Source organism: Idiomarina loihiensis L2TR (assembly GCF_000008465.1).
Lineage (GTDB): Bacteria > Pseudomonadota > Gammaproteobacteria > Enterobacterales > Alteromonadaceae > Idiomarina > Idiomarina loihiensis.
The window spans coordinates 1,660,697-1,686,735 of record NC_006512.1; the positions used below are offsets into that span (position 1 = coordinate 1,660,697).

31 protein-coding genes are annotated in these 26,039 nt (G+C 45.0%); 15 read left to right on the forward strand and 16 right to left on the reverse strand.

Annotated features, from left to right (window positions below; genetic code table 11):
* The first annotated feature begins 72 nt into the window (after positions 1-72).
* Positions 73-1,752: an isovaleryl-CoA dehydrogenase gene (locus tag IL_RS07895; RefSeq protein WP_011234784.1), complete on the forward strand. Its 1,680-nt coding sequence runs from the start codon at positions 73-75 to the stop codon at positions 1,750-1,752.
* Here IL_RS07895 and IL_RS07900 read toward each other — a convergent pair.
* The 3 genes from IL_RS07900 to IL_RS07910 all read right to left on the reverse strand — a co-directional run bounded on the left by IL_RS07900 (position 1,703) and on the right by IL_RS07910 (position 3,760).
* Entirely contained in the window at positions 1,703-2,209 is a 507-nt protein-coding gene (locus IL_RS07900; protein WP_011234785.1) for a DUF2937 family protein, read from the reverse strand. The genes IL_RS07895 and IL_RS07900 overlap by 50 nt on opposite strands.
* A 77-nt stretch (positions 2,210-2,286) precedes the next feature.
* On the reverse strand, positions 2,287-3,189 hold the full coding sequence (locus IL_RS07905) for a sensor domain-containing diguanylate cyclase (protein WP_011234786.1): 903 nt from the start codon (positions 3,187-3,189) through the stop codon (positions 2,287-2,289).
* 28 nt (positions 3,190-3,217) lie between these two features.
* Complete coding sequence (locus IL_RS07910) at positions 3,218-3,760, reverse strand: DUF6436 domain-containing protein (RefSeq protein WP_011234787.1); 543 nt, start codon at positions 3,758-3,760, stop codon at positions 3,218-3,220.
* 187 nt (positions 3,761-3,947) lie between these two features.
* On the opposite strand from IL_RS07910, the gene IL_RS07915 reads away from it, so the two are divergent.
* Entirely contained in the window at positions 3,948-5,198 is a 1,251-nt protein-coding gene (locus IL_RS07915) for a DEAD/DEAH box helicase (protein WP_011234788.1), read from the forward strand.
* Positions 5,199-5,226: 28 nt separating this feature from the next.
* Here IL_RS07915 and IL_RS07920 read toward each other — a convergent pair whose 3' ends face one another.
* Together IL_RS07920 and IL_RS07925 are read right to left on the reverse strand one after the other, a co-directional pair.
* Positions 5,227-6,138, reverse strand: coding sequence for a M14 family metallopeptidase (locus IL_RS07920; RefSeq protein ID WP_011234789.1), 912 nt, complete (start codon positions 6,136-6,138; stop codon positions 5,227-5,229).
* 76 nt (positions 6,139-6,214) lie between these two features.
* Positions 6,215-6,529, reverse strand: coding sequence for a YebG family protein (locus IL_RS07925; RefSeq protein WP_011234790.1), 315 nt, complete (start codon positions 6,527-6,529; stop codon positions 6,215-6,217).
* Positions 6,530-6,664: 135 nt separating this feature from the next.
* On the opposite strand from IL_RS07925, the gene IL_RS07930 reads away from it, so the two are divergent.
* Positions 6,665-7,846 (forward strand): MFS transporter, encoded by a 1,182-nt coding sequence (locus tag IL_RS07930; protein WP_011234791.1) that lies wholly within the window; start codon positions 6,665-6,667, stop codon positions 7,844-7,846.
* On the opposite strand, the gene IL_RS07935 is transcribed toward IL_RS07930, so the two are convergent.
* Positions 7,836-8,492 (reverse strand): flavin reductase family protein, encoded by a 657-nt coding sequence (locus tag IL_RS07935; protein WP_011234792.1) that lies wholly within the window; start codon positions 8,490-8,492, stop codon positions 7,836-7,838. The genes IL_RS07930 and IL_RS07935 overlap by 11 nt on opposite strands.
* Positions 8,493-8,625: 133 nt before the next feature.
* Here IL_RS07935 and IL_RS07940 point away from each other — a divergent pair, with 133 nt between their 5' ends.
* Together IL_RS07940 and IL_RS07945 are read left to right on the forward strand one after the other, a co-directional pair.
* Complete coding sequence (locus IL_RS07940; protein WP_011234793.1) at positions 8,626-9,045, forward strand: hypothetical protein; 420 nt, start codon at positions 8,626-8,628, stop codon at positions 9,043-9,045.
* On the forward strand, positions 9,026-9,220 hold the full coding sequence (locus tag IL_RS07945) for a hypothetical protein (protein ID WP_011234794.1): 195 nt from the start codon (positions 9,026-9,028) through the stop codon (positions 9,218-9,220). Before IL_RS07940 ends, IL_RS07945 begins: the two co-directional genes overlap by 20 nt.
* Here the strand turns inward: IL_RS07945 and arfB are convergent.
* The 3 genes from arfB to IL_RS07960 all read right to left on the reverse strand — a co-directional run bounded on the left by arfB (position 9,217) and on the right by IL_RS07960 (position 11,365).
* Positions 9,217-9,627, reverse strand: a complete 411-nt coding sequence (gene arfB / locus IL_RS07950) for an alternative ribosome rescue aminoacyl-tRNA hydrolase ArfB (protein WP_011234795.1) — start codon at positions 9,625-9,627, stop codon at positions 9,217-9,219. The genes IL_RS07945 and arfB overlap by 4 nt on opposite strands.
* A gap of 42 nt (positions 9,628-9,669) precedes the next feature.
* Positions 9,670-9,912 carry a hypothetical protein gene (locus IL_RS07955; RefSeq protein WP_011234796.1) on the reverse strand — a complete coding sequence of 81 codons (243 nt, stop codon included), beginning with the start codon at positions 9,910-9,912 and terminating at the stop codon, positions 9,670-9,672.
* 70 nt (positions 9,913-9,982) lie between these two features.
* Positions 9,983-11,365 carry a serine hydrolase domain-containing protein gene (locus IL_RS07960; RefSeq protein ID WP_011234797.1) on the reverse strand — a complete coding sequence of 461 codons (1,383 nt, stop codon included), beginning with the start codon at positions 11,363-11,365 and terminating at the stop codon, positions 9,983-9,985.
* Positions 11,366-11,504: 139 nt separating this feature from the next.
* Here IL_RS07960 and IL_RS07965 point away from each other — a divergent pair, with 139 nt between their 5' ends.
* Positions 11,505-12,500 carry a branched-chain amino acid aminotransferase gene (locus tag IL_RS07965; protein ID WP_011234798.1) on the forward strand — a complete coding sequence of 332 codons (996 nt, stop codon included), beginning with the start codon at positions 11,505-11,507 and terminating at the stop codon, positions 12,498-12,500.
* Here the strand turns inward: IL_RS07965 and IL_RS07970 are convergent.
* The gene (locus IL_RS07970; RefSeq protein ID WP_011234799.1) at positions 12,497-12,811 is read right to left on the reverse strand and encodes an antibiotic biosynthesis monooxygenase family protein; all 315 of its coding nucleotides are present in this window, start codon (positions 12,809-12,811) and stop codon (positions 12,497-12,499) included. The two genes, IL_RS07965 and IL_RS07970, sit on opposite strands and share 4 nt — an antisense overlap.
* Positions 12,812-12,827: 16 nt before the next feature.
* On the reverse strand, positions 12,828-12,968 hold the full coding sequence (locus tag IL_RS13630) for a DUF3149 domain-containing protein (RefSeq protein ID WP_081423223.1): 141 nt from the start codon (positions 12,966-12,968) through the stop codon (positions 12,828-12,830).
* Positions 12,969-13,202: 234 nt separating this feature from the next.
* On the opposite strand from IL_RS13630, the gene IL_RS07975 reads away from it, so the two are divergent.
* The 7 genes from IL_RS07975 to IL_RS08005 all read left to right on the forward strand — a co-directional run bounded on the left by IL_RS07975 (position 13,203) and on the right by IL_RS08005 (position 17,396).
* The gene (locus IL_RS07975) at positions 13,203-13,460 is read left to right on the forward strand and encodes a DUF883 family protein (RefSeq protein WP_011234800.1); all 258 of its coding nucleotides are present in this window, start codon (positions 13,203-13,205) and stop codon (positions 13,458-13,460) included.
* A complete protein-coding gene (locus tag IL_RS07980; protein WP_011234801.1) occupies positions 13,447-13,818 on the forward strand; it encodes a phage holin family protein in 372 nt (123 codons plus the stop codon). Before IL_RS07975 ends, IL_RS07980 begins: the two co-directional genes overlap by 14 nt.
* An 11-nt stretch (positions 13,819-13,829) precedes the next feature.
* Positions 13,830-14,126, forward strand: a complete 297-nt coding sequence (locus tag IL_RS07985) for a hypothetical protein (protein ID WP_011234802.1) — start codon at positions 13,830-13,832, stop codon at positions 14,124-14,126.
* Between the two features lie 72 nt (positions 14,127-14,198).
* Positions 14,199-14,639, forward strand: a complete 441-nt coding sequence (locus IL_RS07990) for a BON domain-containing protein (RefSeq protein ID WP_011234803.1) — start codon at positions 14,199-14,201, stop codon at positions 14,637-14,639.
* A gap of 124 nt (positions 14,640-14,763) precedes the next feature.
* Positions 14,764-15,306: a PH domain-containing protein gene (locus IL_RS07995; RefSeq protein ID WP_016341351.1), complete on the forward strand. Its 543-nt coding sequence runs from the start codon at positions 14,764-14,766 to the stop codon at positions 15,304-15,306.
* Entirely contained in the window at positions 15,299-16,807 is a 1,509-nt protein-coding gene (locus IL_RS08000) for a PH domain-containing protein (RefSeq protein ID WP_011234805.1), read from the forward strand. Before IL_RS07995 ends, IL_RS08000 begins: the two co-directional genes overlap by 8 nt.
* Before the next feature lies 1 nt (position 16,808).
* The gene (locus IL_RS08005) at positions 16,809-17,396 is read left to right on the forward strand and encodes a DUF938 domain-containing protein (RefSeq protein WP_011234806.1); all 588 of its coding nucleotides are present in this window, start codon (positions 16,809-16,811) and stop codon (positions 17,394-17,396) included.
* Between the two features lie 38 nt (positions 17,397-17,434).
* Here the strand turns inward: IL_RS08005 and IL_RS08010 are convergent, their stop codons facing one another.
* On the reverse strand, positions 17,435-18,061 hold the full coding sequence (locus IL_RS08010) for an OmpA family protein (RefSeq protein ID WP_011234807.1): 627 nt from the start codon (positions 18,059-18,061) through the stop codon (positions 17,435-17,437).
* A 158-nt stretch (positions 18,062-18,219) separates the two neighbouring features.
* On the opposite strand from IL_RS08010, the gene IL_RS08015 reads away from it, so the two are divergent.
* Positions 18,220-19,035, forward strand: a complete 816-nt coding sequence (locus IL_RS08015) for an NAD-dependent protein deacetylase (protein ID WP_081423224.1) — start codon at positions 18,220-18,222, stop codon at positions 19,033-19,035.
* A gap of 70 nt (positions 19,036-19,105) precedes the next feature.
* On the opposite strand, the gene IL_RS08020 is transcribed toward IL_RS08015, so the two are convergent.
* Together IL_RS08020 and IL_RS08025 are read right to left on the reverse strand one after the other, a co-directional pair.
* Entirely contained in the window at positions 19,106-19,675 is a 570-nt protein-coding gene (locus IL_RS08020) for a LemA family protein (protein ID WP_011234809.1), read from the reverse strand.
* 10 nt (positions 19,676-19,685) lie between these two features.
* Positions 19,686-20,729, reverse strand: coding sequence for a hypothetical protein (locus IL_RS08025; protein ID WP_011234810.1), 1,044 nt, complete (start codon positions 20,727-20,729; stop codon positions 19,686-19,688).
* A gap of 201 nt (positions 20,730-20,930) precedes the next feature.
* Here IL_RS08025 and IL_RS08030 point away from each other — a divergent pair, with 201 nt between their 5' ends.
* On the forward strand, positions 20,931-21,866 hold the full coding sequence (locus tag IL_RS08030; protein ID WP_011234811.1) for a D-2-hydroxyacid dehydrogenase: 936 nt from the start codon (positions 20,931-20,933) through the stop codon (positions 21,864-21,866).
* An 85-nt stretch (positions 21,867-21,951) separates the two neighbouring features.
* Here the strand turns inward: IL_RS08030 and IL_RS08035 are convergent, their stop codons facing one another.
* Positions 21,952-23,676 (reverse strand): toxin-antitoxin system YwqK family antitoxin, encoded by a 1,725-nt coding sequence (locus IL_RS08035; protein WP_011234812.1) that lies wholly within the window; start codon positions 23,674-23,676, stop codon positions 21,952-21,954.
* Positions 23,676-25,991 (reverse strand): hypothetical protein, encoded by a 2,316-nt coding sequence (locus IL_RS08040; RefSeq protein ID WP_011234813.1) that lies wholly within the window; start codon positions 25,989-25,991, stop codon positions 23,676-23,678. Before IL_RS08040 ends, IL_RS08035 begins: the two co-directional genes overlap by 1 nt.
* Positions 25,992-26,039 lie beyond the last annotated feature (48 nt).

Below are 26,039 nucleotides of genomic sequence, written 5' to 3' on the forward strand. Positions count from 1 at the left end.
GAAAGACAACTATTCGTGCATTGACGATCATTAATAATCTTGCTTCACTCAATTAAGATAAGGAGTAAGAACATGACTCATAAATATCCCCGAGCCGATCAGTTTATGGCCAGCACTCATCAGGTTGAGAATCAGCCGACGGCGCTGGAAAACTATAATCTTTACCTGGCTGATAAAGCACTACGAAAAGCCGTTGAGCGCGAAGGTGCCAGCTGGGCTTATTCCGATCTTATCGCTTTTGGCGAACTGGCGGGTAAAGCAGACAGTATCGAACAGGGTTTTCAGGCAAATAAATACCAGCCTGAACTGAGAACTCACGATCGCTACGGGCACCGTATCGATCTCATTGATTTTCACCCGACCTATCACCAGCTTATGTCGACAGCCATCGAGCATGGCTTACACGCGAGTCCCTGGAGCGAACCTAAATTAGGGGCTCATGTTGCACGTGCCGCTAAATATTATCTACACACTCAGGTTGAAGCCTCTCATGGCTGCCCTATTACCATGACCTTTGCCTCTATACCCGCACTAAGACACCAACCCGATTTGTTCAAAGAGTGGGGACCAAAAATTACCGCCAGGCAATACGACCCCAGGAATATCCCCCATACCGAAAAAAGTGCCGTGACCATTGGTATGGCGATGACCGAAAAACAAGGTGGCTCTGATGTCCGGCTGAACAGCACTCGCGCTTACCCAATAGGCAAAGAAGGTTCAGGCCAGGCTTACGAACTGGTTGGTCACAAATGGTTTGTGTCAGCACCAATGTGCGATGCTTTTCTGGTGCTTGCTCAAACAGCCAGCGGGTTATCCTGCTTTCTGGTGCCGCGCTGGCGTCCGGACGGTTCAAAGAACCCAATTCAGATTCAACAGCTGAAACAAAAAATGGGGAACGCGGCCAATGCCTCCAGTGAAACTGAGTTGCGAGGTGCACTGGGCTGGATGGTAGGTGAAGAAGGTAAAGGAGTTCGCACTATTATAGAAATGGTGGCAACTACCCGCTACGACTGCATGATTGGTTCCTCTTCCGGCATGCGGCAAGCCGTGGTTCAGGCCATTCACCACGCCAGCCACCGCGAAGCTTTTGGCACTAAATTAAGTGAACAACCGCTAATGCAAAATTTGCTGGCGGACTTAGCCATTGAAAGCGAAGCCGCCATGACTTACATGATGCGCATAGCACGGGCAATGGATAACCAGGACGACGAGCATGAAAAGCTGTTGTCCCGAATTGCCACTCCCATAGGCAAATACTGGATTTGTAAACGCACACCGAATCATGCTTATGAAGCTATGGAAGTGATTGGCGGTAGCGGTGTTATGGAAAACCACATTATGCCGAGATTGTTCAGGGAGTCGCCGGTCAACGCCATATGGGAAGGCAGCGGTAATATTCAATGTCTGGATGTTCTTAGAGCAATAGAAAAACAACCAGAGGTTCTCGATGTCTATTTTGCCGAACTGCAACGGGCACAAGGTGCAGATAAACGACTCGACCAGTTTATTATGCGGTTGAAAAGTGAGTTTACTGACAGGAATATGCTTCAGTATCGTGCACGCAGTATAACGGACAGTATGGCCGTTGGGTTACAAGCCGCTTTATTAGTTCAACACGCCGGTACGGACGTTGCCGATGCCTTTTGTGCCAGCCGTTTAGCAGCAAGTACCGGACTCAACTATGGCACATTACCCACAGGGCTTAATTGTGCTGCGATTGTCGAAAGGGCCTCGCCAGCAAACGCACAATAAGTTCGCCAAGTACAGCCAGCAACAAGCCTGAAACTAAACCAAATAAAATAGCGCCGGGGCTGAGTTTTACAGTATAAGAAAAGCTGCTGCGAACCTCGCGCTGAATGTCCTCAACGGGGGTAAAAAATGCCTGTTGATAAGCACTCCAGGAATTTTGACTGAAGCTACGAAAGGCTTGTTCTAACAGTTGATTACGTTGGTAAATGGCACTGATGCTTTGCCCGCCTTCCTGAAACACTCTGTCGTCACTGGCCTGATAGTGAGCAATAAGTTCCTCAATACTACCGTCGAAAAATTTTTCGGCTTCATCACGAAACTCGTTCAGGCTGCGCTCTGACTCAATCATATGAGCCTGCAAACTTTTACCGTACTGATCAACAAAGCCGGGCAACTGTATTCCGGCGAGTACACCCGAAATCAGCAGAATAATTCGTAGATAGGAAGTGAAGATTGCCATGGTCTCTCCTTAAAAGCCCTGAACCACTTTAGAGCAGACCTTAAGCGACAATCAAACTTAATTACGCTTCATTACACTTAACTTGTCAGCACGACCGCGTTTTTGCCTTCGCTCTTTGCCTGATACATGGCTTTGTCTGCCCGGGCCATAATGCCTTCAATGGTGTAATGCTCTGAAGGCTTATCGCATTGACAAAGGCCGATAGACAAGGTGACAGGTAACTCGGCATGCCCTATTCCACTCACTAACTGGCAACGTAAACGGTGCATCATAAGTCTGGCGTCTTCAGCGGAAATCATAGGGTGAATGGTAGCAAACTCGTCACCTCCAATACGGGCAACATAATCGGTATGTCGACTGTGCAAACGAATTAAATCGGCTATCTTTTGCAAAACCAGGTCGCCGAAGTGATGTCCATGTTCATCGTTTATTTCTTTAAAGTCATCCAAATCGATAAAACTCACAGCAAAGGGCGTACCATGGGCTTCCAGTTGGTTTATTTCATCTTGTAACTGTGCGGTAAAGGCACGTCGGTTCATTATTCCGGTTAAGTGGTCGGTAAGAGCCTGACGTTTCTCAAATTCCAGTTCGAGACGGATTTTATCTTCCGATTTTTTCTGCAGAGTGTAATCCCGCACTATTGCTATGCCGTACAACTGCTCTTCGATATCCAGCTGATTCAGCATAATATCGGCATAAAAAGTTGAACCATCCCGACGAATTGCGGGGAAAATCAAGCCATTCCCCATAGAGCGCCTGCCCGGGTACTTAAAAAACTTTTCTAAGTGCTGATCATGCTTTTCACGCATACCTTCAGGTAACAGTTCATTAAGATGCAGTTCAAGCATAGATGACGAGGAATAGCGAAACATTGCCGCGGCAGCCTGGTTAACACCAACAATGAGTCCCTGAGAATTAATAACTATTGCACCGTCCGGTATCACTTCAAGGAACTCAATAAAGGTTTGTTTTACTTCCATCGTTATGTGGCTCCACTGTTCTGCCGCATTAAACTTTGCAATAACACCCTTTTGCAACGGTATTAACCCATTTAGGAGCCGCTGATTCCCCCGAAACGGAAGGTATCAGCTCTTCTACAAAGCTACTATCAGTAGTACAAAAAGCACCATCGGCATATGGGCCAATGTAAATCAGCTTTGATGATTTATTGAACATGATAATCGCTGGAGTTGCAGGAACGAAGCGCTTTAAGGTTGGATATTGATCGATATCAACAACCCGGTTTTCTCCTTCAGATTCCGCTACCTTTCTTTTTACGCTGGCCATATGCCCGGATGAGCGCCAGTTACAAGAACAGTCCCCGGAGGTAATATGAAAAACGCTGCCAGCAAGGGAATAACCAAGGCGAGTGAGCTCAGCCACTAACTGAGGTTCCAGCTTTTCGTTATTGCTGAGCTCCAGTAATTCACCTTTTTCATCAAACCAGACCAGCCGCTGTTCCAGTAAATAACTGATACCCAGAAGCACCAGCCCAAACCAGGCCACAACGGCGATAATAAGCCAACGGGAACGAGCCTTACCTGATTTCATGAGTGACAATGAAACGCCCTACTGCGAAATGACATTTTGCGGAAATGATGCGCCCGCTTTTTCAGCGGATCAAGAAAAACTTCAGCTTCAGGGTACTTTTCTAAATAAAGGTTTAGTCTCGTTTGTGATACAATGTCGAAAAGCCGCTCATTAGCGCGGTATCTACTATCATAATTCCCGGAGCTTCATGTCCACAGAACAAAACCCATCCTCATTCCAGTCACTCGGATTGAGCGACGATATTTTACGAGCCGTTACTGAATGCGGTTACACCACCCCAACACCAATTCAACAGCAAGCCATTCCGACCGTTATGGCCGGCCACGACTTATTAGCCGCCGCGCAAACGGGTACCGGTAAGACAGCTGGTTTTACGCTACCTTTGCTGCACAAATTGTCGCAGACAAAGACCGACGGAAAGCCTGTTATTAAGGCGTTAATCCTTACGCCAACCAGAGAGCTGGCAGCACAGGTTGAAGACAATTTGAATACCTATGCAAAATATACCGGTCTCAAGTCTCTGGTGATTTTTGGTGGTGTTGGTATTAACCCACAAATTAGTGCCTTGCGTCGTGGTGTTGACATTCTTGTTGCAACACCCGGCCGTTTGCTGGATCACAGTCGTCAGGGAACCGTTGATTTAAGTAAAATTGACGTACTGATTCTGGACGAAGCTGACCGCATGCTGGATATGGGATTTATTCATGACATTAAAAAGGTCATGAAGCTCATTCCTGAAAAACGCCAGACACTGCTGTTTTCAGCGACTTTTTCTAGTGAAATTAAAGCACTGTCTCAGCAGTTTATGCAGCAACCCAAGCTGATTGAAGTTGCGCGTCAGAATGCCGCAGCTGATACCATTGAGCAACGTGTTTATCCGGTGGATAAAAAACGTAAAAGAGAGCTACTCAGTTACTTAATTGGCAGCCGTAACTGGCGACAAGTGCTGGTCTTTACGCGTACCAAGCATGGTGCTAACAGACTGGCAACACAGTTAACTGATGATGGCCTCCCCGCTATGGCAATCCACGGTAACAAAAGTCAGGGCGCAAGAACCAAGGCTTTAGCACAGTTTAAAGCCGGTAAATTACGAGTATTGGTTGCAACGGATATCGCTGCACGCGGTATTGATATTGATGAATTGCCACACGTTATTAACTTTGAACTGCCTCAGGTCGCTGAAGACTATGTACACCGTATTGGCCGTACAGGCCGTGCAGGAAGTGAAGGTGAAGCCGCGTCTTTAGTCTGTGTTGATGAGCATAAATTGCTGCGCGATATAGAAAAGCTAACTAAAAATGAGATACCCAGGGAAGTTATTCCGGGTTTTGAACCAGACCCCAGCATAAAGCCGGAGCCGATTCAGAAGCCTCGTACGGGGCGTCCTCAAAACTCTCGTCGTGCGCCTCGCCAGAAGCGCCCGGACACACGACGTTAATTCTACCGCAGACCAGCAGGACCGGACTTTACTTTAAGAAGTCCAGTCCTCCGGTTACCGCAGCAACTTGTGCTTGAATACACTGTTCAGGCGTTGCTTTCGGGCTGTCGGGATACACTTCTGTAGTCGTCGCATACTCTGCTTTGCTAAAGCTAATGCACAAACCCATTTTCGCCGTTGGCAATAAAATAACGCCACGCTGAGCAATATCCTCGCCTATCAGTTTATTTTCGTCGTCGGCATCGGCAATATGAGTGACCTCTTCCACCGAATCTAACACCGCCTTCTGAAACTCAGGATAAGGCTTTTCTGAATTTCCAACCAAATAGAACCCATCCGGAATATTCCAGTTCGTATTCACTTTTCCATCCATCGCCGCTTTGGCCGGACGAAACTCGCTGTTATCCGTATCCGTTGTTTCGTGTAAATCTATGTGGGCCAGAATATCTACGCCTAAGCCAGCAACATAATTCATAATGTGCGCGCATTCCCCGGCAGGAGAATCAGCGACAAAAGAGCGATTAGGATCAATGGCCGCCGGATTCCAACGGTTGATGGTTTCATAGCCCCAGGGACTCAAACATGGCGCTACCACCACATTGAAGTGTGGCTGGTAATCTTTCGCTTTGGTTTCAATAAAGCGCAACGCACCATGGACACCACTGGTTTCATACCCATGTACTCCGCCGGTAACCAAAACCGTTGGCTTCGAGTCATCCCAGTTTTTTGTTCTGACCACAAATAAAGGATAAGTACCGCTGTCGTACGCAAGTTCACCATATTGGTCTACATCGAAATCGCTTTTAAAGGTTTCAATCTTACTGACCACATCATCGAAGTAAGAGCGCTTTTTCGTTTGCTCGGCCAGCCACTGAGCTTTTTCTGTCGCTCCCCATGGGGTGCCCGGTGTTCCGATATGGTAAATCGTTTGTTGCGTCATATTTTAATCCTATTCACTTAAAACAAGGCTGCTATATTAGCAAAGTCTTTGCCGGCACCAAATGAAATACCGGTAGCTAAGCCGCTTTGGTCGATTCCTTATCCGCAGGCTTGGACGCTTCCACTTTTTCTGTCGATGCTTTTTCAGTCTTAGGTTTTTTAGGCTTTTTAGCCCCTAAAGCAATGAGTATATTTTCACGCTCTTTCGCTAAAAACAGAGCCATATCCTCGAGTTGTTGCTCATCAGTGAACAGTTCGCTACTTTTAATCAATGGGTTCAGGGCTTCTGCCATATCCAGAATTTTATCGTGCGCATCGGCTTCGGCTTTTGAAGTGAAGGTCATTTTCTCGGCTCCGTCGCGAATAACTACATATTGGGTTACTACAGCCATGGTATGGTCCTTTGCTGATGTGTAAATATACTGTTTATTTGTACAGTAAAGTGACATAGATTGCAATAGTTGTAGCATTCGCTAAACTGCGCACTCCGAACAGGCCTTCGTTACGACAGGAAGTAAATCCGCCCTATGCAGTTCTCAAAAATACAAGTTCTACTGGCCATTTTTGCAATGGCAATTGGAAGCTTTGCCATTGGTATTGGTGAGTTTGTCATTATGGGGCTGCTGCCCGACGTCGCTGCAGACTTTAATACCGACACCCGGGAAACAGGCCACTTAATCAGTCTTTATGCGCTTGGTGTGGTTATCGGAGCTCCGCTTATTACCATTTTATTTGCCAGGCTGCCACGCAAACCTATGTTACTTGCACTAATGCTGGCATTTTCTCTGGGCAACTTCGCCAGTGCCTCAGCAGACAATTACACATTACTTCAGGTGTTACGTTTCTTAACTGGCCTGCCTCACGGTGCTTATTTCGGGATTGCCTGTTTGGTTGCGGCCGATATGGTTCGTAAAAATCAACGTGGTATGGCAGTAACTATGGTGATGATGGGACTCACGGTAGCTATCCTGGTCGGAAACCCTTTAGCCACCTGGTTAGGGCAGCTTATTGACTGGCGCACCGTATATCATACCGTGGGAGCTCTAGGCTTACTGGCCTTTGTCATGATTTTCATTGTGGTACCCAAACACCCGAATGAAAAGAAAACTTCTGCCCGTGGAGAGATGCAGGCATTACAAAACCCTCAAGTCTGGCTGACTTTAGCCATAGGGGCCATTGGCTTCGGCGGCATGTTTGCGGTACTGAGCTACATAGCTCCAACACTAATAAACGCCACCGGCTTGGATTCTCACTGGATACCTGTTGCTTTATTTATCTACGGACTGGGATCCTTGGCGGGTAGTTTGGTCGGCGGCTGGGCTGCCGACAGAAATCTGAAATTAACCATTGGCGGTTCTCTGGTATGGTCGGCAATTGTGCTGGCAATTTTTCCCTTAACACTGCAGAGTCTCTGGACGGTGATGCCTATGGTGTTATTACTTGGTAGTTCCGCCGCGCTGGTTCCGGCTCTGCAGGTACGTTTAATGGACGTTGCCGGAGAAGCCCAGACTTTAGCAGCATCGTTAAACCACTCCGCTTTTAATGCGGCTAACGCCTTAGGTGCCTGGCTGGGTGGTCTTGCTATTATTTCTCCACTTAGTTGGCAGGGAACCGGCTGGGTTGGGTGCGCGCTGTCGCTGGCCGGTCTGCTACTCTTTTGGGTTACTAAAAAGCACAGTCGCAGAACACCCAACATAGTTAGTCTTTAGGCTCGCCTTCTGCATCTAATTCACTAAGCTCCTCATCGGGTTTCGCATAAGACAAACGCGCAGCCCGCTGAGTGCGATGATACCCATCAAGGCCTGAAATTGTCATTGTGCCGAGCGATTCTATATCAATGAAACCATCGCTTTTCACCGCCTCTTCTTTAACTTCAACCCAACGAACTTCCCCAACAATTAATGCAGTGTCGTTATGTTGTATCGGAATAATTTCAACCTGCTGCATACCTATTCTGAGCGAACTTTCGGCCACATACGGCGCATGAAAACCGTCGACAAATTCGGGCGTCAGGCCACAAGCTTCAAACTCTGATGTTTCTCTGGGATACCGTGCTGAGGTCTGATGTGCTTGGCGAAAAAAATTTTCGTTAACTTGATTAATCGTATAAACACCACTCTCTTCAATGTTTTCCCAGGTGTGTCGGGTTACTGACTGAGGGCGCATAACAAACCCTAACAGAGGTGGGTTACTTCCCAGATGAACAACAGAACTTATCATGGCTAAATTATTTTGCTGATGCCGGTCTCGGGTACCAATGACATTGGCACTTTTAAACCCGGATAAACAATTCACAAAACGTGCGCGATCGCGGTCATTCATTTTCGCTAAATCTTGCTGTTTGTAGGTTTTCATTAAAGCTCCAGTTTATTTTTGTCGGCTATCTATACGTTTTATTTTGCAATTACGATCGTTTACAAATAACTTATTGCGAACTATTATCATTTGCGTTAGCTTGTTTAATCAAAGCCAGAATAAAGGATGCATAATGACTAACGCCTATCAAGAGTACTTTAACTCTCAGGAAAAGCTAAAAATAGCGAGCTCACTGCTCAACCAAAAAGATTATCGCGCTGCAACGACATTTCTCAGTCAGGCACGCGACTCAGCAAAACGGGCCTTCAGTGAACCTGTACTGGTGGGTAATGCCATCCAAAGCTTTACAACCTGTTCTATTTTGTTAATTGCTACCCATATTCGCTGCCAGCAAAAGCTACAGGCGTATGAGTTTCAACAAGAGAGTGTTGAGCAACTAACATCATGGCTTAATCAGGCTAAAACTCAGCCGCTAGAAGAGATATGTCGTTACTGCTATCAACTCCTAATTACCGGTTGTCAGCATTCTCGTTGCCTGGGGCACTGTATGCAACAATTAGAGGAATCCGGTTATGCGCATGAACAAACCTGAACGCCTGCAACTTTCAATGAGTAAAGAGCAACTTAAAAAACTGCTGCTTGAGCAAAAGTTAGTGGCCAGTGATATTCGTTGCAGTGATTACTGCAGTCAGTGCGAGCTTAAACAGCTGATACTTGAGTGCGCCAGAATAAACTGCTCCGGCTCTTTGCAGAACTTCGACGGTTAGAAGTCTTTTTTTCGAAGTGCTTTTTTCTGTCCCTGCTGCTTTTTAGTGGTTAGCCGTCTTTCTTTAGCCGAGCGGCTGGGTTTCGTCGGAATGCGTTTTTTCTGAACCTGAGATGCGCTGCGGATTAAATCAATTAGTTGTTCAAGTGCCAGCTCTCTATTACGTGCCTGACTGCGAGTTTCCTGAGACTTAATAATCACCTTTCCGCTTTGAGTAATACGGTGGTCAGATTTTTTCAGTAATCGGCTTTTATAAAAGTCGGGAAGTGAAGAGGCCTGAATATCAAAAATGAGTTGAGCCGCAGTTGCTACTTTATTCACATTTTGCCCACCCGCTCCACTGGAACGGATAAACTGCCATTCAATTTCGCTATCTGCTAACTCAACTCGTTGTGAAATCTGAATCATCTTTCTCTTTATGACCGATAAAATTAAACAATTTTACCCACATCACTCAGCGGGCTGGATAAAGTTATCTATGCCTTCTTCTTTCAAAGCGTCAAGGGCTTCAGCAAGCGCATCGTCTTCGTTCTCAAACGCATCTTCCCAAAGCGTTGAATTATTATTTTCATCAACAATTTCCAGAATCCAGCCACTGTCTTCGGTACGATAAATATCAATTTCCACACTCTTACCGTCAGCACTGTATTGTTGAGTATGTTTGCTTTGAGTCACTTGCTGTTCTTCGTTCATAATAAGGTCTCTGTATACTTCCGTATGGTGGCAACAGTCTATCACTGTTCAGCTCACCCTGAGGGAGTTTTTATAGGGCTTTTAGTACATCACGTACAAAGTCATGCTCGTTGAATCCTTGTTCACCAGCAATATCATAACCGCGACGAACCACCACTAAATTCTTTGACGGAATAACAACCAAAAACTGTCCCCGGTTTCCACGGGCAGCAATAGTATCGTCAGGTAACTCAGGAAAGCGTTCATTATAGAGCCACCACTGCGCACCGTAACCCGGAGCATCTTCCGGCGGCTGAGCAGGCGCTGGCATACTAATATAGTCCAACCAGCCTTTCGGTAGAATTTGTTCTCCCTGCCACTGCCCTTCCTGTAAGTGCAAAACACCCAAACGAGCTAAGTCACGAGACGTCGTCCACACCTGAGACGATAAAATAAAGTCTCCGCGCCAGTCAGTTTCGACAAAAGTATGCTGCATTCCTACTTTTTCGAGCAAAGCTTTATACGGGAATTTTAAATACTCTTCAGTTGTATCAAAACGCTCATGCAGCGCCCTTAACGCCAGCATAGTGTCGTTATTTGCGTATTTCCAGCGACTGCCGGGAGCCACTTCAAGTGCCGTTTCTGTTGCCGTGTCGCTTACAAGTCCCCCACCCATATAAACCCGGTCTGTGCGATTTCCTGCGTTATTGCTGTCTAAACCCGACGCCATATGCAACAGATTTTCTAAGGTAATGTGTCCTCGCGGGTCGAGCGGATGTGCCCAGTTAGAAATACCGGCAGGAGCATCCAGCTCTATTTTATTTTGCTGAATAGCCGCACCAATAACGCTGGCACCTATGCTTTTTGCAACGGACCAGGTACGCTGTGCCGTCTCAGGGCTAAAGCCTTCAAGATAACGCTCAGCAATAATTTCATCCGGCGTCACAATTAATACTGCCGAGGTACGCGAGCCAGAGCCATACTTCTTGGTAAAGGCCTGCTTTAGTACGGATTCTAACTGAGCATTATCACTTGTTGCATTAACCTCTGCGCGTTTCCCCCAGGGAGCTCCACTGTCCTTATTCGCTGCTTTATCCCCGCGAAAAGGATCAGCAAGAAATTTAGCATCATCAACGGTAGCTCCTACCGGTAAATCGACGCATCCAAGTTTTGATCGCCAAACTGAAATTCGCTCCCTACGCCCTTCATCATAAGGTACCCTGACCCAGTTATTTTCTTTATCAACTTCGGGGGTCATACCCTTTACGCGTTCAGCAATTAAAGAATAAATTCCACTAAGTTCATGCTCCCGAACTTGCGCCATAGACTTGTTAGCGTTAAATACGGCACTACAGGTAAAACCCGCAGTATAACCAGCGGCGTAAGCATTTAAGGTTGTTTCAGTTTCTTCCGCCTGAGTGTACCCAGTTGCCAGCAACATGCTGGCCAGAGTTATTTTTAATGTCTTATTCATTTATCACATACCCGTTGGCTCTTTATCACAGTTCCTCAATGTAAGAGCATGATGAAAAAGAAGCAAACCGCCAGAGTCATCCGAATGTTAAAAATTATGGTATATTACTGCGCATTATTTTCTAGATCAGGACAACCCTATGGCAGCCTTTGGCACCGTATTTATGCCACAAATGACGATGGCAACTTTCGAGAATTCAGACTGGAGTAAACCTGAATTAGTCTCTTCTGACGCAATACAGTTACACCCCGGAGCTCATGTTCTGCATTACGCCAGCACTTGCTTTGAAGGATTAAAGGCGTTTCGCCATGAAGATGGCTCTATCAATCTATTTCGTATGAACCGCAACATTGAGCGCATGCAGCAAAGCAGCCGTTTGCTTTCCTTACCGGCATTTGATGCTGGCTTGCTGCAAAAAATGATTACAGATGTAGTGAAACACTTCAGCGACGAAGTTCCAAAACCACCGGGGTCAATGTATATACGCCCTACTCACATTGGTACCGAAGCGGCTATTGGCAAGGCAGCCTCGCCAACCAGTTCATCAATGCTCTATGTATTGCTATCGCCTGTCGGTGATTATTTTTCCGGCGGCGATAAAACCTTACGCTTATTGCTCGAGGAAGACGGTTCACGTTGCGCGGCTCATATGGGTATGGTTAAAAGCGGCGGCAACTACGCCAGTGCGTTACAACCCATTCTTCAGGCACGGGAATCCGTGAATGCAGATCAAGTTCTGTTCTGCCCTAATGGCGACGTACAGGAAACTGGAGCCGCCAACTTTTTGCTTATTGACGGCAACGAAATTATCACCAAAGCACTGGACAGTAGCTTTCTGCATGGCGTAACCCGAGACTCTATTCTCACCATTGCGCGTGATATGGGAATGACTGTATCTGAACGACAGCTTAGCGTAGATGAACTACTGGAGCGTGCTTCAAAACCTGATTGCGAAGCCGCTTTGTCTGGCACGGCAGCGGTACTTGCGCCAGTTGGTACTTTGATTCATAACGGAAAAGAATTTTCTGTCGGTAGTGGGAAATCAGGCGCTACCACACTGAAATTACGCAAAGCGCTGAACGATATTCAGTGGGGTAAGGCGGAAGATAAACACAGTTGGCTAACTAAAATCTAACCTTCCGGCGGCAACACCACCCATTCAGGATCTCTGAATTCACCTAAAGGTGTTATTTCACAAAATGGGGCAGCACTGCGAATAATCTTAGCCACTTCGGAGTTATGCTGCCCTTCCATAGCGTCGCGTTTTTCCTTGCTGTCCCACGACGCTATGGCTATTAACGTTTTGTCATCACCGATTTTGCGGTGTAACTCCGTACCTCGGGCTCCTGGTGCTTGCTGGATTATTTCACTGGCTTTTACCCAAGCCTCTGCATACTCCTCTGCCGTATGACCTTCTTTGATACGAACCTGAAAAATATACTTCATAGTTCCTCTTTTAGCGCTACTTACGTTTATTCTCTGATTTAACCATTTTTAAGTAAAAGAAAATAGCGTAAAAAACACACATTCCAATAACAATCGCTAAGCCTGTAAAAGAAAAAAAGATGACCGGATCTTTAAAAAACTCTTGCCATAAACTCATGGTTATTCCCCTGTTTGAATTCTTGATTTCAGTTTATTCAAACTTGACAATGACGATATTGATCCCAATCAATAACAAGAATAACACTGATTTTTTTAGGGGCTTTTTAGTTTATTCCCATCGAATACCGAAAAGTATTCATCTTTACAGTTTGTAAAGCAGTGTAAAAAATTTGCGTATATCCGAATTTGCGTCTTTCCTTAATAGGTACATTCAATAAAAACCGAGGGTATTATGAGTAACAATCAAGCAAAAGCAGAAGACGCAGTAAACAAGTCAGCAAATAAAGCTCACGACACCATCGATAAAGTGGCAGACGCAGCTAAACATGCATCTGACAACCTGGGTGAAAAAGGACATAATCTTAAAGAAACTCAGGAAAAATGGCTTTCGACTGCAACTGATTACGTTAAAGATAACCCGATTAAATCTTTAGGTATTGCGGCTGCAAGTGGTTATTTACTGAGTAGGTTGTTCAGTGACCGCTCATAAGCAACCTGAAGCGAACGAAACAGAAAGTTTGCTTGAGCAAGTTCAAGCACTGGAGAGTGAAGTTCGCGGCGTTGTAAAAACACAACTCCAGCTCGCGGGTATGGAAACCCGCAGAGCTGGGGAGAGTTTTGTGCGTATGGTCGCCTTCGCTGTGCTGGCCGCTTGCTTAGCTTTTACGGCGTGGGCTGTTTTAGTTACAGCTGCTGTAATAGCGATTGTAAATAGTAGTGTAATGTCTTTAACAACAGCATTAGTCATTGTTGCCGTCGCTCATTTGGCAGCGGCTTTTTATATTGTCAGATATATAAAACGAAGAAGTCGCGACCTACTGTTTGCAGAAACCAGTAGCAGTCTCTAAGTGGAGGGCTTATGGCATCAGACCTTGATTATCAAATAGCGCAAACGCAAAAAGACCTTCAGCTTCGCAAATTAGCTGTTAAGGTTCGTTCACAAAGCGTTATTTCGACAACTCATGACAAACTAGCCTCTCCCACGGCTCTTTGCGTTGCCGCAGGTGCAGGTTTCTTTATCGGAGAAATGGCAAATCGGCCGAAAAAGCAGACAAAGTCTTCCGGTGGGAAAAAATCTGCCACAGATAGAGTTATTAAAGTATTAAGACTTATTGCTGGCGTACAAAGTGCCAGCACTTTTGCAAAACATCTGTAAAGATAACCGTAAACTCACGCAGTTCCAGTTATAGTGAGCGTGGTAATAATTTTTAATAACAGGAGGTTACCCATGAAGAACTTTAAAATGGCACTACCAGCAAGTTTAATCGCAATTTCAATGCTGACACTTTCGGGTTGCAGTGATGCTGAAACAGAAAAAGCAGAGTCGAAAGCTGAAAGCGCTATGCAGGAAGCTGAAGATAAAACTGAAAACGCGATGCAAGAAACTAAAGAAAAAGCTCAGGAAGCAAAAAGCTACACTGAGCAAAAGGCTGAAGACGCGGGTGAATATGTTGATGATGCTGTCATCACCACTAAAGTCAAAGCAGTTATATTCGAAGACGACAATCTGAGCAGCATGGATATCAATGTTGAAACGAACAACGGAATTGTTCAGTTGTCAGGTTTCGTTGAAAGCGATGCCGATATCGACACAGCAGAGAATCTAGCGGCTACCGTAAAAGGTGTTAAAGACATCGAAAACGATATTCAGGTTCGCGAAGAAAATTAATCATATTTTTTAATACTCCCTGATAAAAAGCGGCTTCTTAGCCGCTTTTTTTATATCCTCAGAACTAGAACATCAAGTAAATTACTGATAACTTTACGACATAACAAAAATAAGAATCTAAACTATGTCAAAAGATGAATTTAGCAATCACCCCATAACACCTGAAGAACTTCCTCAGATAAACTCTCAGTCCTTTACACCATTAAGTAATACCTATATTAAGGTCAACCTAATGTGTCGCTTAATTTTTTGGTTGATGGTGGTGAGCGCCTTATTAATTCTTTATTGGCAGCCCTGGGTTGCTTTTCCCAGGCTGCTCGAAGTTTATCTGCCCCAGATACAATTAACTGCAGGAGTTTTTGGCTTATTAAGTTCGGTTTATGGCATTTTAGCTGACAAAAACAAAGGGTACGCTATAAGGGAGCACGATTTTAGCTATCGTAGTGGTGTCATATTCCAGTCAGTAGTCAGCCAGCCTATTTTACGTATTCAGCATGTTGAATTAAAACATGGCCCCATTGACCGCCACTTTGGACTGGCCAGTCTGGAGATTTTCAGTGCCGGCGGTGCCATGCACACTTTCGCAATACCGGGTTTACCAGAAAAGAAAGCTCGCGAAATCCGTTCCTACGTACTAACCCATAGCGATATTGCAGCAAATGACTAGTTACCAGAATCAATGGCTAAAGCTCTCACCTGTAGCGATTGTTTATTTCGCTGTTCAGTTCATCAAAACCATTGGTAACAACTTATTTTATTTACTGCCGGCTATTTTTGTTGGCTACAATCAGTTTTCAGAAAATGCCTTGATAATACTGTCAGGGCTTGGTGCTCTTTTAGTCTTTGTTGCCATCTCGGCTCTGCTCAAGTTTTATTTCTATCAATACCGGTTGAGCGACGGTCGAGTTCAGATTCATTCTGGAGTATTCCAGAAAACGCATATCGACCTCCCCTTCGAGCGCATACAGAATGTCCGTTTTGAACAACCCATTTTTTACCGCCCGACGAATCATGTCTGCATGCTTCTGGACACGGCCGGTTCCAATAAACTCGAAGCAAAAATTATTGCTTTACCCAAAAACGTAGCCGAGTCTCTAAAACAAGAAATACTCGCTTATAAAACCGAAGATACTCATGAAACAACAGACCACCAACCTCAATCTAATGAGGAACGCCTGCTAAATTCCCGCTCCATGCGAGACTTAGTTATTCATGGCCTGGCCAGTAATCGTATCTGGATTGTACTGGGTGCGTTAGCCCCTTTCTTTAATTCTCTTTCAGACAGGGTTGTTGAAGGTATAGAAAGCTTCGGAGTGGATGTTGATGCGCTCATGGCCTCTTCACAATACGCATTCTGGCAATACATATTATTTTTCTTTTCTATCGCCTTTGTTGTTATTGCCCTAATGGCATTAATTTCCGTCTTAGGCTCTGTAATTACCTTCTACGACTTTAAGTTAACCCGCAGCGACGATCGTTATATTCGTCGCAATGGACTTTTTACCCGTCACGAAGTTGTTATGAAGCTGTCGCGGCTACAAATGATTGCTTTACAGCAAAACTGGCTTGATCGCGTACTGCAAAGAGTTAACTTGAAATTCGAGCAACTCAATGCCAACTTTGAGCGCCAATCCGCAGGAACTCCGGGCGGGAAAATTATTGTTCCATCAGTCACTCTCGAACAAGCACATAGCTTAGCAACGGAAACCTGGCCTAATAATCAATTAAGCAGCATAAGCTATAACCCGGTCAGCAAGCGACTCGCTATTAGAAACACGCTCATCGCCTTTTGGCTGTTTGTTCCTCTTGCCGCCGTGCTTACTTATTTTGCGAAAACGGAGCTGGCAACAGCTTCAATTGCTGCTTTTGTTCTGTCTACGGCCTTTATCGTTCTAAGCTGGAAACGCCGCGGCTATGCAATTGACAGTAACTTCATTTATCTCAGAAAAGGCCTTATTGGAGTGAATTACCGCTGCTTCCCTATTCATAAAGTTCAACAGACAACGTTCTCGCAAAGCTGGTTTATGCGCCGCTTTCAGTTATGCTCAGTAAAGTTTGTCCTGGCTTCTGGTGGTCAGACTCTGCCTTTTATTAATGCTAGAATTGGTGAAGAACTCATAGACTCCTGCCTTTATCAGGTGGAAGCATTAAAAAAGTCCTGGATGTAATATGGAATTACCTTTCTCGCAAGCCTGTGAAAACAACAAAGATCCAATACTCGAGGTTCTTAAAACGGCGTTTTCAGACTGCACTCGAGTTTTAGAAGTAGGCAGTGGCACAGGTCAACATGCCGTGTACTTTGCCAGCCAACTGCCTAATATTCATTGGCAAGCCAGTGATCAAAAAGAGTACCTGCCGGGAGTAACAGCGCGGATAAAACAGGAAGGCGTAACTAACCAGCCATTACCGGTTGAATTTGATGTATTTGCAGACGCACCGGGGGGAACATTCAACGCTCTTTTCACCGCAAACACCTGCCATATTATGCCCAAAGAGGGGGTTGAAAGGCTCTTCGAGCATTTGGAAGGTGACCTTAGCAGCGTAGAGCGTTTATGCATTTACGGACCCTTTAACGACAATGGCCACTTTACCAGCGACAGTAATCGTGGCTTTCACCAGTCGCTGCAGTCGCGTAACAGCGACATGGGAATACGCGATTGGCAATGGATTACAGAGCTGGCCAATCAGCAAGGCTTTGAGCTGAAAAAGATTCACCCTTTGCCGGCCAATAACCAGCTGCTGGAATTTCAACGTTAGCCCTTTATCAATCAAGGGCTAACGAAGACGAAAAACCGTTATTGAGTATTAGGAACAATACGTAACTCTACCCGACGGTTTAACTGACGTCCGCTTTCGGTATCGTTATCTGCAACAGGCATACTTTCTCCATAACCTTCGGTTGTTACCCTGCGCGAGTCCACGCCGTTACCCACTAAATTATTGCGTACGGCATTGGCTCGGTTTAACGACAGTTGCTGGTTGTATTCCGCAGAGCCGGTGCTATCGGTGTGCCCTTCTATCAGCATGGTAGTTTTTTCATACTTTTTCAGCACACGCGCAACATCATCTAATACTGGGTTGAAGCTTTGAGAAATATTCGCACTCCCGGTGGCAAACGTGATGTTACTGGGCAATTGTAAACGCAGGTTATCGCCGTCGCGTATCACTTTAACACCACTGTCAGCCAGTTCTTCCCTGAACTCTTCTTCCTGCTTATCCATATAAGAACCTATAGCACCTCCTGCTAAGGCACCAACCGCAGCGCCCCAAACATATCGGCTTTTATCATGATCGCCAGTGCCTTTACCAAGCAATGCCCCCGTCACAGCACCTATCGACGCCCCTTTTTGGGTATTGCTCATATTTTCACAACCAACAAGTGCTAACGAAGAAAACATCATAGTCAAAACTAACTTTTTCATACTCTAACTCCATCAAAACAATGAATGCCCTGAAAACTAGCACGCTTTAGTATAGTCACTGATGAGATTTTCGGATTTTTTACGTGACTTATTTTCTCTTAATGCCCAGCAGTGATACCTTATAAAAAGTAGTAGCTGACATACGCGTTTCCATCAATATGACAATAACTGACCCTACCGAGGCTCGTAAGGCTCTAATGACGTTCTTGCGGGACAATGCCCCCGTAACAGTCATTACCGGCGCGGGCATAAGTACAGACTCCGGAATCCCCGACTATCGTGATAATAAAGGCGAATGGAAGCGCACGCCTCCGGTTCAGCATCAGGATTACATGCGCAGCGAGGCGGTACGAAAAAGATACTGGGCCCGAAGCTTATTTGGCTGGCCGGTGCTTTATCACGCTAAGCCTAACTCAGCGCATTACGCGATAGCGGAATTCCAGCAGCAAGGGCTTATTGGCTGTGTTATCACGCAGAATGTGGACGGCCTGCACCAAAAAGCCGGAGCCACTCGTGTCATTAATTTGCACGGATACGCCAACGACATGGTCTGCATGAGCTGTAGGGAAATTACCCCACGGTTGGATATGCATGAGCGCAGTCTGAAATTGAACCCGGACTTTGCTGCTTTAGAGGCAACCGCCGCACCGGACGGTGATGCAGACCTTGAGGCCGACTTTGAACAATTCAAAGTCGCCGGCTGCAGAAGCTGCGGTGGTATTCTAAAACCCGATGTCGTGTACTTTGGCGACAATGTGCCACGCCCGCGGGTCGAAGAAGCTCAAAAGTCGCTAGAGAACAGTAACGCCCTACTCGCTATTGGCACCTCGCTTATGGTCTTTTCGGGTTATCGCTTTGCCCGCCAGGCTCACCAGAGCAATCAACCTGTTGCCCTGTTAACTCTGGGAAAAACACGAGCCGATGAGCTCGCAACGTTAAAACTGAACTGCTCTATAAAGGACGTACTGGCATGAACCAGAAGCAGTTATTCTTTCGAATTAAGTGCCCGTTATGAACTTAACGGGCTTTGGGGAAGCAAGAGTATTAAATATTCGGCTTATACTCAAAACCTTCTTCAGCCTGAGAGTCGGAGAAGGTTTTTATTTTCTCTTTATGGTTCAGCATAGAGTTAACCAATGAATTTGGGAACACTTCAATACCGTTGTTAAAGTCTTCTACGTTCTGGTTAAAGATACGAATTGCCGCACCAATGTTTTCTTGCTGGTCGGTAATTTCTCTCATCAATTTCTGATAAGTTTCTGAGGCCTTCAGTTCCGGGTAGTTCTCGACAGTAACGTTAAGGCTTTTAAGCAGTTCGCCAGTTCTGGCTTCCGCCTGCTCAAGCTTAGCCGTATCGACTTTACCACTATCCAGACCCTGCAGAGCACTACGCAGTTCGGTCACTTTGGTCAAAGTGCCCTGTTCGAACTCTTTATAATCTTTCACGACATCTTCTAAGTGCGGAATAATTTTATTTTTTTGACGCTCTTGTGTAATAACGTTAGCCCATGCTCTCTCGACAGCATTTGCGCGGCTAATAATGGCGTTATATATCGCAATAACGGCTATTACTAAAACAAGGGCTATGCCAATGGCTATCCATGTTCCTGTCATTTTTTTACTCCTAAAAGTTACTGTCCAGTTTGGTCATTACATAGTGGATAAAATCAAGCGATGTCTTTAATTTTGCAAACTCCTGCTCGCCATCCAAGGCTTCAATAAATGCCTCATAGTCGCATATCTTAGCCTCTTTCGTTGTAGCAATAAGGTCTTTATCCGCAAACGAAAGACACAAGTCACCGGCGTCATTCACCTCGAAATTCACTTGCGATAATACCTCAGAGAACTCTTCAAAAGCGATAACCACGGTTGGTTTCATCGCTTTTGCAGCTTCTAATTCACTGGCTGCAACCACTTTAAATTCTTTGTTAAAACGGTTGGAAGCTGGCTTATAAGTGGCTTTTCCTGCCCCCGGAAGGCCAAAACCTACAACAGCAACATTGCGTAACAAGCCAAAAGGCAAAATAAGCCCGTAGCGATCATAATGATCGTACACTTTCTTTCTGCGTGTTCTTACCTCACCTTTGCTGTCCGTATAGGTTTCAGTGACAATCCGCTCATCAACATAGTGAAAGTGATAATACTGATACTGAAACGAATATTCGCTGCCACTGTAGCTTCCATCATAAAGCGCACGAATTTCACGTTTGTAATTCCCCCGATTAAAATCACTGAAGCGCTGCTGGAACTCATTTGATGCGGCTCTGCTTTCAAATACAGCGGGCGACAAGTCGTTGTCCAGTAAACCATCGCGTTGCAGTAAAGCATGCGACGCCTTTGCCATCAGCCTGCCCGGGTAAAAAGCAGTTATTCCGGCAACCAAAGTTAAAACACTACCTACGGCCAGAATAATCCAGGTACTTTGCTGAAAGCGTTGCCACTGAGACCAGTCCCAGTAAGTTAATGCGGCAGTTGCTAACAAAAACACGGCAAAAGCTATCCAGTAAGCTTTCATATTAAACTGGTAGCTTCCGGAAAAACCTTTCAAGTCATCAATAACCGCGTCGAGATTCTCTCGGGTACGGCTGTTATGCGCCTGCGTTTCAGTGCGCTTTAGCAATTCAATAAGGGCTTTGTTGTTTTTCTGATAGAGCACGGCAATCAACATAGGAATTAGTTAAAAATAGGTGTCCAGTTTAATGCTTCGGTCTTTTCGGTACCAGTTAATATTTGTAAAACCAGCCCTTAACAGACTCATTTTATGAGTGTAAATGGCGCTAAAAAATTAAGCTTAACTAAATGCGCTTTTATAATTTCTGCTAAGATGCTTAGCTCCTATGCAAATAAAGACGCCATTAAGAGGTAATTAATGAAAGCTGTCATACTCGATGCAGAAACCCTGGGCAAGGGAATTGATCTCTCCGCTATTGAAAAGTCCGTCGACGAACTGGTTTTATATGATTCAACAACGACCGAACAGCTTAATGAGCGAATTAACGATGCTGAAATTGTTATCACAAATAAAGTCGTTATTAATGAACAGGCCCTTGAGTCCGCTGAACAGTTAAAGCTAATTTGCGTGTTAGCCACGGGAATGAACAATATCGACTTAGCTGCAGCAGAAAAGCTGAATATTCCGGTTAGAAATGTTGAGGCTTACGGTACACAAAGCGTGGTTCAGCATACTTTGATGATGATGCTTTCGCTGGCGACTAAGCAACCCGTTATGCAAAAACGCGTTGCCGCCGGTGACTGGCAAAGTTCCTCCATGTTCTGCCTGTTAGACCCATCCATTATTCAACTGGCCGGCAAGAAGCTAGTTATTGTTGGTTCTGGTGAGCTCGGCCAGGAGGTTAAAACTATGGCAGAAGCTTTGGGGATGCACGTTGAGTTCTCAGCACGCCCCGGAAAGAAAGATGACCCGCGTCCATCACTAAATGAGCTACTACCTTCTGCAGACGTTATCTCTTTTCACTGTCCGTTAACGAATGACACCAAAAATTTGCTTAACGCAGATAATCTCGAACTTTGTAAAAAAGACGCTCTGATTATTAATAATGCCCGAGGTGGTGTTATCAATGAACAGGATGTAACCGAAGCGCTACGAGCGGGAAAAATTGGCGGTGTTGCCGCTGATGTTTTGCCTCAGGAACCACCTAAAGATGGCAACCCCTTGTTGGATGCGATGAACGAAGGATTAAACCTGATTGTCACGCCTCACAACGCCTGGACATCACCTGAAGCGCGGCAGCGTATTGTAGAGCTTACTGCCGAAAATATTCAGAGTACTCAGGGAAAGAACTAAAACTTGAGTTAACTTCGAATATTAATGTGTTGGCAGCTGTTTTCACGCTGCCAACACGTATTAATCAAGGTTAATAAGCTTTCGTTTAAGGGAATTCACTCAGTTCAAATTCATCCTCAAAGCGCTCCTCTTTCAACCGGCCATCCTCGTAAACCGAGATTGAAAACGGTTGCCCTGACTGAGTATAAGACCAGCTTTTTCCATGTCGCCTGTCTCTCTTATACTCGCTGATATTGTATAACGCGCCTTCATCAGTGAAGTTGACAACAATACCGTCCAGGTAGCCTTCACTATCGAATGACTCAACGCCACGCAAGTAACCTTGTGGAGAGTAAGTACGCCACTCCCCTACTTTAACGCCGTTTTCATAGCTTCCCCGGGATATTTCATAAGGCGCATAGCCAAGAGCAACTTGCCACTCTCCCTCGCGTTTCCCTTCGACATACTTGCCTTCAACAACGATTTCACCGTCGGCGTATTCCTGATAAGTCCCGTCTAACAAGTCGTCTTTATAGTGCTCGCGTAAACGCAAATCACCATTTTCACCATAGACTTCACGGACACCATCAAGCTTACCCTCTTGGTCGTAATGCTCGTTTATCTCACCGTAGCTGTCTTTTGAAACCCATTCACCGACTTTCTTACCATGGTCGTATTCACCGGACGTCGTAACCTTTCCGTCTTTATCCGTTATCGTATAAGGCCCATGCCGTTTACCTTCAACGAAACGAACTTTTTCCAGACCATTTCCATATCGGGAAATATAAAGGCCATGCAGATCGTAGCCTTTAAACTCGCGGCGGTCTCGCACGTTTCCATCTTCGTCATAGCTTTCGTTTAACCGCCAGCTATTATCAACAGCTTGACGATTTAAGCGAGTCAGTTGCTCCGAGTCGTTGTACCATTTTTTCTCTTCGACTAAACCATGCTCAGCGGTTTCAACATGTTCCATTGAGCGTGTTAACTGACCGCTTTCATCATAGCTACGGGATGTAAGCAGCTTTCCATCATCGTTACGCTTTTCATATTGCCTTAGCTCGCCGTTCTCGTAATACAGCTTAGTTTCGCCTACTCGTTTACGATTTTTATATTCTTGCGTTCGTTTAACCGAACCATCCTCATAATAGTCCGTTGACAAACCATTGAGCACACCGTCCTTATAAAAGGATTCTTTAACCAAATTCCCTTCAAAGTCCCAACGTTTTCCTATTCCTTGCTCAACATCATCTTTATATTCAGCTTCATACTTAACCTGACCATTTTCATAATAATGACGCATCAAACCATTACGTTCACCGTCTTTCATGGTTTTTTCGGTCAATAAGTAACCTGTCGACGCATAAGTTCTGTAAGGTCCATTGAGCTCACCATCTTTATAGGTCATCTCACGTTTTTTATGACCATTTTTGGAGTAAACGGTGGTTTCACCTTGCTGTTCACCATTAGTATCCCGCTGACCTTCCGATCTTAAAACACCAGATTCAAAGTAGGTTTTATACGGCCCAATCGCTATGGCCTCAGCAAAATTAAGGGAATCAGCACCGGTTTCATAATAAGGCCCGCCATCAATGTAGTTGATATACAGGCGAAAACCGTCGTCTGTTTTTTCTACTTTATCTAATAAATATTCGGCTTCACTTCTGTCATCTGTTGGCTGTAATTCATCATCCAGCCATTTAATTGACTTCTCAGCTTCAGCCACTGTTTTCGGCACTTCATTATTCTGACCATTTTGCTCGGCAGAAAATGCAAAGGCATTAGACACAATTAAACTGGAAGCGATAGCAAAAAGTACTTTACTGAAAGTCATTAATTGGCCTCCTGTAAAGATTCAAAATCAGGCATAGGGGGCAGTTGGTGAGTCCATTCTTTTGTTACCGGGTCACCTTTAGCAATAAGTTGCTCAACTTTGTCTACTCGCCCACCAATACGTAAAAAACCGTCATCGGACACAAATTCACTAAACTCTGAATTTAAGTAGTCGACAGAATAGCCTCCATCGTTCTGCGGCAAGACTGCTAACGCCTTTCCTTTGGCGTTCAAAAAACGATATTTTCTTAAGAACTCACTCATAGCAACTTCAGCTTGCTGTTCGTCCCAGTCTTCCCCCAGCAAAGATTCAACCGGAATCATCCAGCTCTTTTCACCTAAGGCAATATCGACTGGCTGCCATTCCGGCTGCCCGTCACAACGAAGCTCTAAGGCTACTTCAGTATCATAAAAAAAACGCTGCACACCATCGTCTGTCATTAATTGATAGACCACTTTTTTCGGCATTTTTAAATGCGAAACAACATTACGTCTATTGGGATCAGCGTTTTCTCTCATGACCCGCTTGTGTTTATTTCCCTTACTTTTAGCCTCGGTATTCAACTCACAAACACCCGCCTGTTCAGGGCTTAGAGTTAAGTACAGCTGAGCTCGGTCAAAACTGGTAGGCTCTAATTCATCCAATGTCGATGTCGAGAACTCAAGATCCCGGTCATTAACTGAGACTGCCATCTCATCCGACTTGAACAAAGGAACGGTATCAACCGGGGCAATTGAGGTATCACTTCTAAGCGTTTCTTCATCATAAAAAACAATTTTCTTCTCAGAAGTTTTATTGTCTGTAACACGGTTGAATTTAAGTTCAATTGTCTCAGGCAATTCGTCCTCAAAAGCTATTCTCAGAGTTACCGCATAGTCGCCTCGTTTGGCAATAGCTAAAGCGCGGCTCTCTGCACTAGATACCCAGTTAGGTGCCGATGCATCTGTGTCGTAATTTAAAACTGCCCGGCTAACCCCATTTATCTGACTATCGAAATAAGAGTCATTAGTGGCTGTTAATTTCAGTTCAAACTCTTTGTCCTTTTTAGTGGGAGTCAAAATCGCTTTAGCGCCATGCATTTCTATGCTCGAGCCGTCTTTATCTATTGGAAACTCAACAATTTCATAGCTTGTTTCATAGCGTTCCAGAGTCGCTTCTATTGATGTCATTTGCTCAAGATCATCAACGACATCTGTCCAGCCCAAAGGGAGTAAATGTATTAACGTTTCTGATTTTTCGTTACGACTGTCTGTATAGGTGAAAACCCCGTTTTCATGAAGCTTAATATCAAGAGCATCCCCTTTACTATCTTTAGCGATAAGGTCTTTCACTTTTATCGACATCGAGCCCATACTTTCAAAACTTACCCCGGGATGGCTATATGTCAAAGAAATACGACCGCCGTAAAAATCCATTTTTCCTGAGTCATTAGCTAATACTTCTGCATCGGTCGCTTTGTTGTTTGAGTTAAGTTCGCTAAAGTCTGTATTATCGATGGTAAAAGGCTCGTCATAACCTAAATGCTCGAGGTTCTGACCATACAGCCAGTCTTCAGGGAAAATTGACGTCACCATTCGCATTGAGCCATCAGATACCGCAGCTTCTTCAGGAAGAGGCATATCCATAATCATGGTTAAACGCTGAGTCCAGCCAGTGTCACGTTCCAGCACAACGTAGCCGAACACTTTTGCCTCATTATTTTCACCTGAAGCAGATAAGGTCACCGTGCTGTCAGTAAAGTCTTCAACCGTAAAGGTAATTTCAGGTAAAGGACTTTTGAGTTCTAAAACCTGAGTCGCGCCTTTTTCAACTTTTAAGTCATTAATAAAACCCGGGCGCCCCAACTCATCATTTAATATTTCCTGCAAAGGGTCTATTCCCTGCTTGCGGAAGTCCTCAGGCTCTTCATGAATAGTAAAGTCCACCATTGCACTGGTGTCTTTATCAATATCAACCGTGAACCCGGCATCCATCATTTTCCGAATGCTATCGCCAGAACTTCCACGACCGTCATCTTCAAAGCTCGTGAAATCACCCTGAGGAAATTCCATCCTCATATACTGGGGTCTCATTCTTATACTGTAGATATCCGGTTTATCGGACACTTCATAGTCCAGTAACATCATAGTTTTGAGTCTTTCTGAACGGTTGCCGTAATGCTTACTCTCAACCTTGATGTTGGTATCCGAGTACATTTGATACCGTCGCTGCTCACCGTCATCGGGGTTAAACGATAAGGTCTTTGGAGGGCCGCTTTCAGAACAAGCTACAACAAGAAGAGCTGAAAAAGCCACGAATGATAGACGCCCTAACATAAGCTTCCTTAAAATTTATAAATGAATATGAATAAAGTCATATGATAA